Genomic DNA, 15,371 nt, shown 5'->3' with positions numbered 1-15,371 from the left:
TGTTTTTTATCTAGTGTGAGTATTTGCAGCATAGATTATAAAATGCGGTGTTGAATCAGTAAATTACATAATAGATGCCATACTGTGCATATTGAGACTGTAGCGAAACCAAAATCCGAACTCAAAACCCAAGTCTAAATCTAAATCTTATGTTACACCTGGTGACCCATTCCCGGAGCCTGATGCTCCTGTTACTCCTTTCATTTATTTCCTTATCTGTTTACAGCCAGACCGGCAGTATTACCGGTACGGTGACAGACGGCAAAGTACCATTGGCAGGTGCTACAGTACATGTAGAGCGTACCAACAAAGGGGGGTATACCAATGCCCAGGGAAAATTCAGTCTTGATATTGTACCGGGCAATTATACTGTTTCAGTCAGCTTTGTAGGATTTACTGCCCAGCGTAAAACGGTGACCATTGCCGCAGGACAAACCGTGAGCCTGGATGTGGTGCTGGCGGCAAGCACTACTATGAATGAACTGGTAGTGCTGGGCTCCCGCAGTTTACCGCGTACACAGACGGAAACCCCGGTGCCGGTGGACGTGATCGATATTAAACGGATAGCAGCAGATGCTCCGCAGGTCTCGATCAACCAGATACTCAACTATGTAGCTCCCTCTTTCAGCTCAGGTACACAGACAGTGGCAGACGGTACAGACCATATAGACCCGGCCTCACTGCGGGGACTGGGACCAGACCAGGTGCTGGTACTGGTGAATGGTAAACGCCGGTACAACACAGCACTGGTAAATGTGAACGGTACTTTTGGCCGCGGAGCAGTAGGCACAGATATGAACACCATTCCCACCGCTGCAATAGACCGCGTGGAAATACTCAGGGACGGCGCCGCCGCTCAATACGGTTCCGATGCCATTGCCGGCGTGATCAATATCATTCTGAAAAGCAGTGTAAACCGTTTATCTGTCAACGTTACCACAGGCGCCAACGTTACTTCACAGTCTGTAGATAATATAGACGGACAAACTGTGCAGACCGGCGTCAATTACGGCATACCTGTTGGCACTAAAGGTGGCTACATCAACTTTGGCGGATCTTATGACTACCGTAACTATACCAACCGCTCCGGCCCCTGGGTAGGCGCTATCTACCGTACCTATCCCGGTGGCATCGATAAAACGGATTCTTTCCTGGTAGCCAACAACATTACCCGTGGCGATATCCGTATGCGCGCCGGGCAGTCAAAGCTGCGCAGCGCACAGCTGTTCGCCAATGCCAGCATTCCGCTGGAAAATAATGCAGAACTGTACCTGTTTGGCGGTATCGGCTACCGCAACGGCCAGGCGGCAGGTGTATACCGTTTGCCGAGCGATAGCCGCAATATACTCGATATCTATCCCCTCGGATTTCTGCCGGAAATACATAGTGATATTTACGACCGCTCCCTGGCTGCCGGCATAAGAGGCAACCTGGGCGAGTGGAAGGTAGATTTCAGCAACACCTACGGCCGGAACGAGTTCGCTTTCAAAGTGGAGCATTCGCTCAACGCATCGCTGGAGAAAGCTTCTCCCACCAGGTTTACCTGCGGAGGGCCTGTGTTTACACAAAATACCACCAACCTTGACTTCTCCAGGCGTTTGGACGTGCTGGAAGGACTGGATATAGCTTTTGGTGCAGAACACCGCTTTGAGCAATACCAGCTGATAGCAGGCGCTGAAAATTCTTATACTGATTATGGCCGTGCCAGTAAAATAGGAGTGGATGCAGATGGGAATGATATCCTGATCCCTGATCCGCAGGGGCCTATCAATACGCTGTTTGGTCCGGATGGTAGTCCGCGGGCCGGTGGAGCGCAGGTATTTCCGGGCTTCAGACCGGAGAATGCCATTAAAGCCACCCGCAGCGCCATAGCAGGATATGTAGATGTAGAAGCCAATTTCAGCAGCGCCTTCCTGCTGGGTGGTGCACTGCGGTTCGAGAACTATAACGACTTTGGCAGTACGCTGAACGGGAAGCTGACCACGAGGTATAAGCTGAGTGAACGGACAGCCCTGAGAGCGTCTGCCAGTACAGGCTTCAGGGCTCCGTCCCTGCATCAGCGGTTCTATTCCTCTACCTCTACCTTGTTTGTGGATGGTCAACCATATGAGGTAGGTACATTTACGAATGATAGCAGACCTGCACAGCTGCTGGGCATTCCGCAGTTAAAACCGGAGAAGTCAAAAAGTGTAAGTGCGGGGTTTACCAGCACTTTTGGTAAGTTCAACCTGACGCTGGACGGTTATTTTACAAGGATAGATGACAGGATCGTATATACTGACCAGTTTTCCGGCAGTAATGCAGATACTGCATCCGCAGTAGATAAAGAGATCTATCAGCTGTTATCTCTCGCCAATGCCAACAGGGCAGCTTTTTTTGCCAATGCCATCAATTCCGAAACAAAAGGTATTGACCTGGTACTGACCTACAGTACCAAACTGGCAGCCGGTACATTAAGAGCAGATCTCTCCGGCACTTACAGCTATACACAGAAAGTAGGGCCGGTAATGGCTTCCGAAAAGCTGAAGGGAAAAGAGAATATCTATTTCAGCCGCGCCAGCAGGATCTACCTGGAAAGAAGCGTACCGAGAGAAAAAGTGAACCTGAGCGTTTCGTATAATATTAAACGTTTCAATGCGTTCATTCGTGGTGTACACTTTGGCAGCGTGGAAGAGGCTACTAATGATCCTAATTTCTATCAGACCTATTCAGCTAAAATTGTGACGGATGCAGCCGTAGGGTATAAGCTCACCCCCGCGTTGAAACTGAGCATAGGGTCTAATAATGTGTTTGATGTGTATCCTGATAAAGTGGCTAATCCCGCTAATACAACCAATAACCAGTTCATTTACAGCAGGAGGGCCACACAGTTCGGGTATAACGGCAGGTTCCTGTTTGCAAGGCTGGAACTGAATTTATAAGATATTGTTTCCGGCTACAGGCCTGATCACTGCTCAAAAAATGAGTTTTGCCTTTTGCAAAACTCATTTTTTGAGCAGTTTATTCAAGTTGATGCGCCGCTAAAGCGATTTAGATTTGATATTATTGAATTATTTACTATATTGGATAGAGCATTCAAGGGTAAACCCGGTGAACGTATTCTATGAGTAGATCAATCAGTCATTTTTCAGGGCTTTTCCTGTTCATTATCACAGGCATATGCGGCTGCATCCAGGATGAGCAGAGCAAGCTGCTATTGCGGCAGGTGATGAGGGAGGAGAACGGGCGTGTCCAGAAGCGGGTATACCGGCTGGCTGATAATCCATCTGTGGAACGCATAGAAGTCTATTATGACAACGGGAAACTGAAAGAAGTATATTATCGTAAAGATGGTCAGCTGGAAGGAGAACGTACCTTGTTCTTCGAGAATGGTATGGTATCAGAGACCGGCAGCTGGCATAATGATAACAGGGTAGGAGAGTTCAGGTACTACCGGGTTGACGGAAAGCTGGATTGCGTACAGCATTACGGCTTGTTAGGAAGCATGGAAGAGGCGCGTTAACTGATATCGTGCATGTCTCTGCGTTAATTATTATCTTAGAGGTATAATTCTCACAAATGATGCGCAAATTGTTGTGGCTGGCCGTTTGGATGATCCCTGTTTTACCTGGTTTTTCACAATCCCCGCCTACGCCCGATCAGTTTTTAGGATACGCCTTAGGAACACAATTCACTCCCTGGTACAAAGTACTGGAATACTTCAGGGCAGTAGCGGCTGTTACCCCTAATATGCAGCTGAAGCAATATGGAACTACTTACGAAGGCCGGCCGCTTATGCTGGCAACCATCACATCTCCGGAAAATTTCAATAAGTTAGAACAGGTCCGTCAGCATAACCTGCAACTGGCATCCGGCAACGGTAAAGCGGAAGCAGGAGATCCTGTTATTGTATGGCTAAGCTATAACGTACATGGTAACGAAGCCGTATCTACAGAGGCCGCCATGGCTACAGTATACCGGCTGGCAGACAAAAATAACAGCATTGAACAGCAATGGCTGAAAAATACAGTGGTCATCATCGATCCCTGCCTGAACCCTGATGGAAGAGAACGTTACGTAAACTTCTTCAACCAGGTACATACAAAAGTGACCGATCCGCTGTTGTTTGCAAGAGAACACAATGAGCCCTGGCCCGGTGGCAGAAGTAACCACTATTATTTTGACCTTAACAGGGACTGGGCCTGGCAGACACAGGTCGAATCCCTGCAGCGGATATCCCAGTACAACAACTGGATGCCACAGGTACACGTGGATTTCCATGAGCAATCTATCGACGCCCCCTATTACTTTGCCCCCGCAGCAGAGCCCTTCCATGATATCATAAAACCCTGGCAGCGCAATATGCAGGTGCTGATAGGAAAGAATAATGCAAGATATTTTGATAAAGAAGGCTGGCTCTACTTCACCAGGGAATTCTTTGACATGTTCTACCCCAGCTACGGAGACACCTATCCTACCTACAACGGCGCCATAGGTATGACCTATGAACAGGGCGGCAGCGGCCGCGCAGGCCTGGCAGCGCTGAAGCAGGACGGAGATACGCTGACGCTGGTGCAACGTATTGCACATCACCTTACTACCGGCCTTTCTACCATCGAAGTAGCTTCCCAGGAGGCAGATGACCTGCTTAATTCCTTTGCCGGTTATTTCCGGGATGCGGTCCGTACTCCTGACGGCCCTTATCGCGCGTATGTGATCAAAGGCGCCGGGAACACCGAAAAGCTAGCTACTCTAGGCAGTTTGCTTGGCCGTAATGGTATCAGGTATGGTTATGGCGCACAGGTGGCAAAAGCCGCAGGCTTCAATTATTTTACAGGTAAAACGGAAAACTTTACAATAGATAAGGAAGATATGGTGATCAGCGCCCTGCAACCCCGGTCTAATATGCTGAAAGTATTGTTTGAACCGGATTCCCGGCTAACAGATTCCATTACCTACGATATCACCGCCTGGTCATTACCTTATGCCTACGGCTTACAGACCTACGCATTGAAACAACCGCTGGAGCCGCTGAAAGATAGCGTGGGACTGGGCAACACCTACCTGGCGGCAGAAAGGCCCTATGCCTATCTTGCCCGGTGGAACAGCGCAAAGGATGTGAAATTCCTGGCAGCACTGCTGCAACAGAAGATTCGCGTACGGTATGCAGAAGGATCGTTCACGGCAGGAGGGAAGACATTTTCACCAGGAACCCTCATCATTACCCGTGCAGGAAACGAGAGCATAGGTGCACAGTTTGATAATAAGGTAATAGCGCTGGCTAATACTTTTAAAACCGGCCTGGATGCGGTGAGTACCGGTTTTGTAGAGAAAGGAGTGGACTTCGGCTCAGAAAAGGTGAAGTTTATCCGGTGCCCGCGTGTAGCAGTTGTAATGGGCGATGGTATCTCCTCCCTGGCTGCAGGCGAGGTATGGCATTTCTTTGAGCAACAGATCGGGTATCCGTTAACGGTAGTAGATGAAGAACAGCTGGGACGTATTAACTGGAAAATGCTGGACGTGCTTATATTGCCGGACGGCAATTACAAATACCTGAATGATAAGGAAAATGCTGGCCGGTTGAAAGACTGGATCTCCGGGGGAGGAAAGCTGATAGCTATGCAGGACGCACTGGCGCAGGTGGCATCGCTGGACTGGGGCATAAAGCTGAAGAAAACAGACGAAGAACGGGAAGAGAAGAAGGACGAGTATACATTACTAAAACCTTACGCCAACAGGGAAAGAGAAGGAGCTAAACAGCTGATACCGGGAGCTATCTATAAAGTACAGCTGGACAATACGCACCCTCTGGCTTTTGGGTTCCCGGAAGTCTATTATACATTGAAACAGGATAGCAAGATCTATGATTACCTCGATGAAGGCGGATGGAATGTAGGAGTGCTGAAAAAAGATAATTACCTGAGCGGGTTTGTTGGCACAGAAACCAGGAAACGCCTGAAAGATGGTGTGTTGTTTGGAGTGAAGGAAATAGGGCAGGGGCAGGTGATACTGATGGCAGACGATCCGTTGTTCAGGAGTTTCTGGGAGAATGGGAAATTGCTGTTTGGGAATGCGTTGTTTATGGTGCAGTGATAATATGGAAAATAACTTTCAAAAAAAGCGCTTTACTTTTAGTAAAGCGCTTTTTTTGGATGGGAGGCCTGTTTAAGACTGTCTAAAATCTCTTGATGTTACATCCCAGCGCTGTAGTAGCAGCTACCCGCGCGGCTTTCCCCGCCAGCATATCAGTAATAGCATTTTCAAGATGTTTAAGCTTTACAGCATCTGCATTTCCGGGACTGTCATCTATAGCGCCTTTGTATACAAGTTTTCCCTGTTGATTGAAAAGGTAGCATTCAGGCATATGATTAGCGTCAAAAGCTTCAGCCAGTTCTGCTTTTTTATCTGCCACATAATACCAGTTAAATTGCTGCTCATCTGCATATGATTTCATACCAGCCAGTATGCTTTTTTCATCAGCTCCCAGGTTGGTATTTACCAGCACTACGCCGATATTGCTGCTGAGCGCATGTTCACAGATGCTTTTGGTGCGCCCCTGGTTACGCTGTATATATGGACAGTTGTTGCCGGAGAACATAACCAGTAATCCATTGGTTTTCTTTGCTTTGTTAAGGGTAATATCCTGACCCGAACAATCGCGTAATACAAGATCTGCTTTCGGAACAGGTGCACCTATCTCCAGCGGGAAGGGCGGATGCATAGCAAGTAGCAGACCGCTTAAAAGTGACAGACAGTAATATAGCTTTTTCATAAATATAGGTTTCAGGTTAACGACAAGAACGCATGATTTCACTAATAGACCCGGGGCGAAGATACGAATATATGTTGTTTTTATGCAATTTAACAGCAGCTGGCCGTGCCGCTGCGAGAAGAAAGTTGCTACCTGGCAGGCAGGTTATGATTATCAGCCGTTTCTTTCAATATTCTGATACTGGCGTTCAATTCAAATCCTACCAGCAGGATAAAAGAATAAAAATAAACAGACAACATCAGGATCAGGATAGTACCAACAGAACCATAGATCTTGTTATAATTCGCGAAGTTATTGACGAAGAAAGAGAAGAGGATAGTTACTACTATCATCATGACAGTAGCAAAGATGGAACCCGCTGTAATAAACTTCCATTTCTTCACTGTAGCCGGTACAAAACGGTATATCACAGACAACATTGAAAAGAACAGCAGAACGATAAGCAGCCAGCGGGTTACAACAGCAATAGAGAGTATACGCTTATCCGTAATACCCATGTAATCGAATATAAAGCTTAACACCCTGCCCTGCGCAATAATGAGAATAACGGTCAGCAGTAGCAGGAATACCAGTATAGCAGTAAGTTTGAGCGCCATCAGCCTTTTCTGCCACCATTTCCTTCTACGAAACCCCGGTAGTTTCTTGTTGAAAGAACGTACCAGTCCCATTACCGCATTGGAGGAAGCAAAAAAGCCCATGAGAAAAGCAACGGAAAGCAGGCCATTGCGGTGCGTGTACAGGAAGTCATGGATCATGTCCCGTACAATGATGTAGGTATTGTAGTTAGGAGTTACATCTTCCGCTAATTCATACAGGGTGGCTTCTACATTTTTCATAGGGATATAGGGTACCAGTGTGAAGAGGAAGATGAAAAAGGGTGGAATAGCCAGCAGGAAGTTAAACGAGATAGCTGCCGCCCTTTCTCCAAGACTTTTATTACGCGTTTCCCTCAGAAAGAATTTAAGAACATCATACAGGGGCAATCCTTCAAAGCCTGGTAATACGAGCGTTTTGCTCCTGTTTACCAGTGCCCGGAATGGTTTGGATTCCAGTATAATCCTTTCTGGTTTAAACGGCATGTATTGATCAGTTGATTATATTCCTCTTGCGTTCAGTGCTGCCTGGTAAGCCCTGGCATTCTTCATGTGGTCAGCATAATTAGCTGCAAATGCATGATAGCCGGAAAAATCTGACTTCGCACAGAAATAAATATAGTCGGTCTCCGGGGTATTAAGCACAGCTTCCAGCGTTTTGATGGAAGGAGTGCAGATAGGTCCCGGCGGAAGACCGGAGTTCCTGTAGGTGTTATAAGGCGATTCAAAGAGCAGGTGAGCTTCCCTGATACGTCTGAGCCCGAAGTCCTGTAATGCGAATTTCACGGTAGGATCTGCCTGCAAACGCATGCCTTTACGGAACCTGTTCAGGTATACGCTGGAAATGAGCGGTTTCTCGTCATTTTTGTTGCTCTCCTCTTCCACAATAGAAGCAAGGATAGTGACCTGGTTGATGGAAAGGCCCAGCCGGCGGGCAGCTTCCTTGCGCTCTTCCGTCCAGAACTTCATCCTTTCTTTCTCCATTTTCCTGAAAGCATTCTCTGCCGTAGTGTTCCAGTAGAACTGGTAACTGTTAGGTACAAATGCACACATCACAGTGTTGGTATCCAGGCCAAACTGGCGGAGATATATCTGGTCGTTCATCAGAGCACGGAGGTTATTGGAATCTGCTTCAAGGTTACTGCAGATCTTGCGGACCATATCCTGTTTGGTCCTTATTTTGGTGATCACCAGGTTGACGGGCGTCTGCCGGCCGGAGCGAAGCAGTTTAATAATGTCAAAGTTGCTCATGCCCGGGTTGATCTTGTATTTGCCGGCCTGTACCCGTTTAGGGTATCCCAGCTCCCTCGCTACCCAGTCAAAGCTTTTGCGGTTACGGATGATCTCCTGTTCTTCCAGCCCGTTAAGTACATCGGCATAAGTGCTGCCCGTATGCACATAGAAGAACTTATTATCTGAAAAGGTTTTGGTATTGGGACCGAACACGCGGTAACACAGGTATACAAAGAGACCGGCAACCAGCGCGGCTGCAGTTACGAGGATACGTTTGAGCCAGATGTTTCTGAATGACTGTTTCTTAGCTTTGCTTCTTTTTGCCATAGGATGGTATCTAATAAAAAACCCCGCTTTTAACAGCGAGGTTCTGAAATAGCTTTCAAGACTGCATTATGGTTTAGGTGCAGGAGCTGGCGCAGGAGTTGTTGGTGCAGGCGCTGCCGGAGTTGTTGACGCCGGAGCCGTTGCATGTGTTTCCATGATCGCCTTTTTGGTTTCCTGAGGTACACCTTTGCTGATAAACATAGAAGAGGTCAGGCAAAGTACAGCAATGATCGCAGACAGGACCCAGGTACCTTTTTCAAGTACGTCTGTAGTCTGGCGGACACCCATCACCTGGTTACCAAACCCACCCAGCGTACCGGATAAACCACCACCTTTGGGGTTCTGTACCAGTACAAAAAAGCCTAACAATATGCAGGCCAGGATGATTAAAATGCCGAAAATCAATAACATAATATATCCGTTAATTTTTTTCTGTTAGTAACTGAAGTTCTTTGATCTTTTGCGCAAAATAAGCGCTTTTGTTGGGATTAAGCAAACTTAATTTTTGGTATATATGTATGGCTGTCTGATACTGGTGCTGACGCGCCCAGATCTCTGCCAGGGTCTCAGAAACGATGTCATCATTAAGGGTGATGGATTCCATTGCCATCTTCTCTACCGTTTCCGAAACTCCGGGGTCAATATCCTCATAGCTGCGGTGCAGCTGCTGATGATACCATTCCCTGCCCGCCTTTTCCGCGAAGCTGCGTTTCATATCCTTCAGCCAGGATGTGAAGCTCTTCATTTCTGCTTCTCCTCTTTCACTCATATGTTCTGCATTTTCAGGTTCCTTCAATCGCTTGTAAGCGAAATAGTCATCGGTATAGAGTGGTTGGAAGGTAAGCGTATTGTCGGCTTCCGGTATTTCAAGCGGGAAAATCTTAATAGGGTCTGCATCCTCCGTCTCAGCGGCAGACGCAGCAGTTTCCTGTTCAGTAACAGGTACAGTAGCAGCCACAACTTCCTGTGGCGCCGTTACTTGTTCAGTAACAGTTGCAGCCGTTGCTACAACTTCCTGTGACGCAGCCTGTTCAGTAACAACAGGAGCTGCTGAAATTTGTTCATCAGTAACAGGTACAGCTGCCACCGGTGTGGAAACAGCAGGAATTTCAACCGGCGCCGGCGTTGTTTCTGCGGGCTGGTGAAAGGTGTATGTAGTTTGTTGCGCTGCAGGCACTACGGTGATCGATGCCGGTGTTTCTTGTACCGGCGCTGCTACTGATGTGGTCTCTGTCACTTTCTCTTCTGCTGTTATTATAGTATTGGTCTCTTCTGCCGGAACAGGAACAGGGGCCGGTACGGCCACCGCTTCTGCCAGGCTTTTTTCGTCTGTTGTTACAAAGCGGAAGAAATAGTGCATATTAGTGCTATACTGCTGGGCCTTTTTTACCCCCGGCGCCAGCAGGTTGCGTTGCGTGCTGTACTGTTTACGGGCCAGCAGAAGGCGGGCAGCCGTAAAATAGGGATATGCAGATACCAGCCGGTCTATAGCGGATTCATCAACCTGCTTAATATCAGGTTGTTGGAAAATATGCTGGATGATCCTGTTTGCGGTCATATTCTGCTAAAGTATGAAAAAAAATTAAATACGAAACTTTTTGTAATACTTACCAGTTAGCAAACGCTTTGTTGAAAATATCGTCCACGATCTGGGGGAGAATATTGTTTTCCAGCAGGCCATTTTCTACAGCGCTGGGCAACTGTGACGCATTGAAATCGGCCGAGCGGGTAAATGCCTGTGTATAACCCTTTTTATCGCCTATCCTTTTTACAAAAGTGATATTAATAGTAACCGTAAGCCTGGATGTAGCAGCCTTGTCCACATTGGTAACAGCAGCATTACTGAAAGAGTATCCTGTGATATTACCTTTAAACTCATAATCAGCCCCGTCTTCATTTATCTGCACCAGCTTGGTCTGCGACTGTACTTTATTACGGAGCCTTTCCGTAAGGTTCTGGCTCAGGGTAGGGTTGTTGATGGGCGCCCTGTTCTCAATAAAACGCACATTCACCGTTTTTGCGCCCTGGTCTATACTGGCGCCGGTAGCCGAATACTTAACAGAGCAGCCTCCAAAAGCCAGCAGCAGTCCCAGCGCGGCAATCCCTTTGAGTAATTTCATAATAGCTTCTATTCGTTAATGTTGTATTCTTTCAGTTTCCTGTACAGGGTCCTTTCGGAAATACCCAGGTCCAGCGCGGCATCTTTCCTTTTACCTTTATGCTTTTTAAGGGCTTTTACGATCAGCTCCTTCTCCTTGTCGGCTATAGAAAGCGTTTCCTCTACTTCTTCATGGTGGTCTATCTTATGTGTATCCTGAAGGATGATAGGCTGCGGCGAAGAAATAGTGGTAGGGCCGGGAGCAGTGGCCACTTCCGGTTGCGGATGGAAGCTGTGCAGCACAGGTCCCTCCTGGAAGGAATTACTGTGGTGTGTGGCAAGGCTTGGATTCTGAAGAATATCAAAGAACATTTTTTTCAGTTCCGTCACATCCTTCTTCATGTCAAAGAAAAGCTTGTAAAGGATATCCCTCTCACTGGCAAAATCACCATTGGACTTAGCTTGCGGCGCTGCCAGCATAGGCAGGCGGGAAGGTTCCGGTACCTCCGGCAGAAAGCGCCTTAGTTCAACAGCCGTAACCAGTTTATCATTGGAAAGCACTGATATCTGTTCAGCCATGTTCTTCAGCTCACGCACATTACCTCTCCAAGGGTAATTGACCAGCATCTCACGTGCCTCATCGTCCAGCTGGATGGAAGTTGCTTTATAACGTTCGGCAAAATCCAGGCAGAATTTACGGAAAAGCAGGGGAATATCCTCTTTCCTGTCCCTCAGAGAGGGCACCCTGATAGGTACAGTATTAAGACGGTAGTAAAGGTCCTCACGGAACTTTCCCTGCTGGGTATGGTCCAGCAGATCACGGTTGGTAGCCGTGATAACACGCACATCCGTTTTCTGCACTTTGGAAGAACCAACACGTATAAACTCGCCTGTTTCCAGTACACGAAGCAGACGGGCCTGGGTACCAAGAGGCATTTCACCGATCTCGTCCAGGAAAATGGTGCCGCCATTGACGGTCTCAAAATAACCTTTACGGCTGTCTACAGCTCCTGTGAAAGAGCCTTTTTCATGTCCGAAGAGCTCCGAGTCGATAGTCCCTTCAGGAATAGCGCCGCAGTTAACGGCAATGAACGGGTTGTGTTTACGGGCACTGAGTGAATGGATGATATTGGAGAATACTTCTTTACCTACGCCGCTTTCACCCACGATCAGCACAGTAAGATCTGTATTAGACACCTGTGCCGCTACCTGCAAGGCATAATTCAATGCAGGCGAGTTTCCTATAATGCCAAACCTGTTTTTAATGGACTGTATGTTATCCATATCCTCAATTTACCCTTTTGCCGGCGGGGACAAAAGGTGTTGTGATCCAATTAATTTATCTTCTAAGCTTTCCCTGTCGCAGTGCCTAATAATGTTCCGGCGGTACAGTCGTCAACCTTTACCCATACATATTCTCCCTTACGGTGATCCTCTTTGGGGAAGATCAATACCTTGTTCTGGTCGGTCCTGCCAAAAAGATGTTCTTCAGAACGCTTGGAGGTACCTTCTACCAGTACTTTAAAGGTTTTTCCCACATCCCGCTGCATGCTTTGGAGTGAATGACCACGATGCAGTTCTACTACTTCTGCCAGCCTGCGCTTTTTCACCTCTTCAGGCACATCGTCCTGGTAGCGGCGGGCAGCCAGTGTGCCCGGGCGTTCAGAGTAGAAGAACATATAAGCCAGGTCATACCTGGCGTATTCCATAACGCTGAGCGTATCCTGGTGGTCTTCTTCCGTCTCTGTGCAGAAGCCGGTTATCACGTCTGTAGAAAGGGCGCAGTCCGGCAGTATTTCGCGGATACGGTCAACTTTCTTTATATACCATTCCCTGGTGTATGTACGGTTCATAAGCTGAAGTATACGGGTGCTGCCACTTTGAACAGGCAGGTGTATATACTTGCAGATATTCTCATACCTGGCCATGGTAAAGAGCACATCATCCGTGATATCTTTTGGATGGGAAGTACTGAAGCGTACTCTCAGGAGAGGGCTGATCTGCGCTACTTTTTCCAGCAACCGGGCAAAAGTGATCTCTTCAGCGGCATTGACCGGGTTCACCCAGTAGTAAGAGTCAACATTCTGGCCCAGCAGTGTTACTTCGCGATAGCCCCTGTTGAAAAGGTCTGTTGCTTCCTGTATAATTGACGCCACATCCCTGCTGCGCTCGCGGCCCCGGGTAAAGGGTACAACGCAGAAGGAACACATGTTATTGCAACCGCGCATGATGGATACAAAGGCTGTCACACCATTGCTGTCCAGTCGTACGGGATTAATGTCTCCATAAGTCTCTTCCCGGCTAAGCAGCACATTCACTGTCTTCTGGCCGGTTTCAGCTTCTTCTATAAGAGCAGGCAGGGTACGGTAAGCATCAGGGCCTACAACCATGTCCACCAGCTTTTCCTCTTCTATCAGTTTGGATTTCAGCCTTTCTGCCATACAGCCCAGCACCCCTACCAGGAGCTCCGGGTTACGCTGTTTTATTTTACGGAACTCTGTCAGGCGTTTGCGTACGGTCGCTTCCGCTTTTTCCCGGATAGAACAGGTATTCAGCAGCACAAGGCTGGCCTCTTCCACATTGCGGGTCGGTCCAAAACCTTCTTCTTTAAGGATCGAAGCTACAATCTCACTGTCGTTGAAGTTCATCTGGCAACCGTAGCTCTCTATGTAGAATTTTTTAGTATAAGTCCGGGTTTCCTCTGCCACGGGTGCGTATGCCTCACCCTGGCGACTTTCGTCATGCACTTTTGTAACCTGTTCCAACATCCTATGCAAGTAATTTTAGGAAAGCAAAACTAAGCAATAAAATTCGAAAATGACAGAATGGCATGGAAGGTTGTTGCTACCGGTATACTAGAGGCCGTTTTCAAGTAAAAAGCGGGTAAGAGCTACAGGAGATCTGAGCCGGAGTTTCTGCATAATATTCTTACGATGGGTTTCTATAGTATAAATACTAAGAAACAGGCTATCAGCTATCTGCTGATTGGTGTACTGGCGGTTAATCAATTGCAGTATCTCCGTCTCCCGGCGGGTAAGATTGTATGGCTTCAGAACAGAAGTATTGTTCCCGGCCGGTGTATGGCCAGCCGGAAAGCAGGATTGACCGGCAGCTACCAGCTCTATCGTCCTTATAAGCTCCGTTTTGCTGCAGTTCTTTGCCAGGTAACCATTTGCGCCGTTAACCCTCGCCTGGTCAATAAGGTGAATATCCCGGTAACTCGATAGCACCACGATCCGTATATCAGGGTAAAATTGCCTGATCTGACGTGTAGCTTCCAGTCCGTTGATAAAAGGCATATTAATATCCAGCATTACCACATCCGGCCGGACGCCAGGAAGCAGTTCCATCAGCATATGCCCGTCCCTGGCAGAGCCCACTATCCGGATATGTGGCTCTCCGCTGAGAAGCGAACAGATACCGTCTGTAAAGAGGACATGGTCGTCAGCCAGAACGATGCTGATCAGGGCAGGAATATTCATATTGCGGAGTTATTGGGACCTGTATAATAAAGGTAGTGCCGGTTTTTCCCGTATCTATATGCACCTTGCCTCCCAGGGCTGCAGTACGGGCGTATACATTCCGTAAACCAATGCCCTGGCAAAGGGTGGTGGACGGGAAGCCAACGCCATCATCCTCTACCAGTACTTCCAGGTAAGAAGGATAATAAAGCAACTGCACAGTAGCGGCAGAAGCATGGGCATGCCGGATAATGTTGTTGGTAAGCTCCATGATGATCCTGTACAGGACCAGCTCCTGCCGGGAATTGAAATATGGCTTATAGGTATTGGAACAGAAATGGAAAAGAACACCGGAAGAATCGAGCGAGTGAAAAAGGGATTCCAGTATATCCGTCAGGGGAGTATCGTCAAACAGGGGAGGAATAAGATTATGCGTAGCTCTCCTTACATTCTGGCTGGTCTGATCTATCAGTTGCAGCAGGGTAGAGGTCTTTTGCTCATATAACGTATCCGAATAATGCAGATGCTGCAGGTTAACGCGGATAGCGGCAAGATTACCACCTATTTCATCATGTATGTCTTCCGCTATACGCTTTCGCTCTGCTTCCTGTATATCCAGTTCCTGGCTATACATCAGGGCCTGTTGCCGGCGAAGCTGCAACATAAGGGCTGCATACTTTTTCCGGAAATTATTCAGACGTAAAAACAAAACAGCAATAAGTGCCATCAGACACCAGGTACAGATGAGGGGCGCAGCTTGCACGAACAGATTATTGCTCATAGTACAGAGAATAAGGGGTCAGACCAAAATGAACACAAGTAATTGGGGGTAGTAAATGATTGTCCCTGTTTATATTTATAATACAAGTCTACTAAAAAAGAGTTACAAAAAACTTAAAAAAAGAAAA

The 15,371-nt window shown here is 47.5% G+C and carries 13 protein-coding genes; 3 read left to right on the top strand and 10 right to left on the bottom strand.

The window, feature by feature from the left end:
• Positions 1-149: 149 nt before the first annotated feature.
• The 3 genes from GO493_RS13280 (at position 150) to GO493_RS13270 (ending at position 6,072) form a co-directional block, all read left to right on the top strand.
• Positions 150-2,921 (top strand): TonB-dependent receptor, encoded by a 2,772-nt coding sequence (locus GO493_RS13280; RefSeq protein WP_157306665.1) that lies wholly within the window; start codon positions 150-152, stop codon positions 2,919-2,921.
• A gap of 182 nt (positions 2,922-3,103) precedes the next feature.
• A complete protein-coding gene (locus GO493_RS13275; RefSeq protein ID WP_157306664.1) occupies positions 3,104-3,502 on the top strand; it encodes a toxin-antitoxin system YwqK family antitoxin in 399 nt (132 codons plus the stop codon).
• A 56-nt stretch (positions 3,503-3,558) separates the two neighbouring features.
• Positions 3,559-6,072, top strand: a complete 2,514-nt coding sequence (locus tag GO493_RS13270; protein ID WP_232538834.1) for a M14 metallopeptidase family protein — start codon at positions 3,559-3,561, stop codon at positions 6,070-6,072.
• An 82-nt stretch (positions 6,073-6,154) separates the two neighbouring features.
• Here the strand turns inward: GO493_RS13270 and GO493_RS13265 are convergent, their stop codons facing one another.
• From GO493_RS13265 to GO493_RS13220, 10 genes are all read right to left on the bottom strand, one after another.
• Positions 6,155-6,751 (bottom strand): redoxin domain-containing protein, encoded by a 597-nt coding sequence (locus GO493_RS13265; RefSeq protein ID WP_157306663.1) that lies wholly within the window; start codon positions 6,749-6,751, stop codon positions 6,155-6,157.
• A gap of 128 nt (positions 6,752-6,879) precedes the next feature.
• The gene (locus GO493_RS13260; protein WP_157306662.1) at positions 6,880-7,830 is read right to left on the bottom strand and encodes a YihY/virulence factor BrkB family protein; all 951 of its coding nucleotides are present in this window, start codon (positions 7,828-7,830) and stop codon (positions 6,880-6,882) included.
• 15 nt (positions 7,831-7,845) lie between these two features.
• Positions 7,846-8,904 carry an endolytic transglycosylase MltG gene (mltG, locus tag GO493_RS13255; RefSeq protein WP_157306661.1) on the bottom strand — a complete coding sequence of 353 codons (1,059 nt, stop codon included), beginning with the start codon at positions 8,902-8,904 and terminating at the stop codon, positions 7,846-7,848.
• Positions 8,905-8,970: 66 nt separating this feature from the next.
• Positions 8,971-9,315, bottom strand: a complete 345-nt coding sequence (gene secG / locus GO493_RS13250; protein WP_157306660.1) for a preprotein translocase subunit SecG — start codon at positions 9,313-9,315, stop codon at positions 8,971-8,973.
• Positions 9,316-9,325: 10 nt separating this feature from the next.
• A complete protein-coding gene (locus GO493_RS13245; protein ID WP_157306659.1) occupies positions 9,326-10,462 on the bottom strand; it encodes a hypothetical protein in 1,137 nt (378 codons plus the stop codon).
• 49 nt (positions 10,463-10,511) lie between these two features.
• A complete protein-coding gene (locus tag GO493_RS13240; RefSeq protein ID WP_157306658.1) occupies positions 10,512-11,024 on the bottom strand; it encodes an LptE family protein in 513 nt (170 codons plus the stop codon).
• An 8-nt stretch (positions 11,025-11,032) separates the two neighbouring features.
• Positions 11,033-12,286, bottom strand: a complete 1,254-nt coding sequence (locus GO493_RS13235; protein ID WP_157306657.1) for a sigma-54 interaction domain-containing protein — start codon at positions 12,284-12,286, stop codon at positions 11,033-11,035.
• A 62-nt stretch (positions 12,287-12,348) separates the two neighbouring features.
• Positions 12,349-13,770 (bottom strand): tRNA (N6-isopentenyl adenosine(37)-C2)-methylthiotransferase MiaB, encoded by a 1,422-nt coding sequence (gene miaB, locus GO493_RS13230; RefSeq protein WP_157306656.1) that lies wholly within the window; start codon positions 13,768-13,770, stop codon positions 12,349-12,351.
• Between the two features lie 87 nt (positions 13,771-13,857).
• Entirely contained in the window at positions 13,858-14,484 is a 627-nt protein-coding gene (locus GO493_RS13225) for a response regulator (protein WP_157306655.1), read from the bottom strand.
• Positions 14,447-15,244, bottom strand: coding sequence for a sensor histidine kinase (locus tag GO493_RS13220; protein WP_157306654.1), 798 nt, complete (start codon positions 15,242-15,244; stop codon positions 14,447-14,449). Before GO493_RS13220 ends, GO493_RS13225 begins: the two co-directional genes overlap by 38 nt.
• Positions 15,245-15,371: the final 127 nt, after the last annotated feature.

It is taken from the genome of Chitinophaga tropicalis, assembly GCF_009758205.1.
Classification (GTDB): Bacteria; Bacteroidota; Bacteroidia; order Chitinophagales; family Chitinophagaceae; genus Chitinophaga; species Chitinophaga tropicalis.
This window is presented reverse-complemented; position numbering and strand designations above follow the sequence as displayed.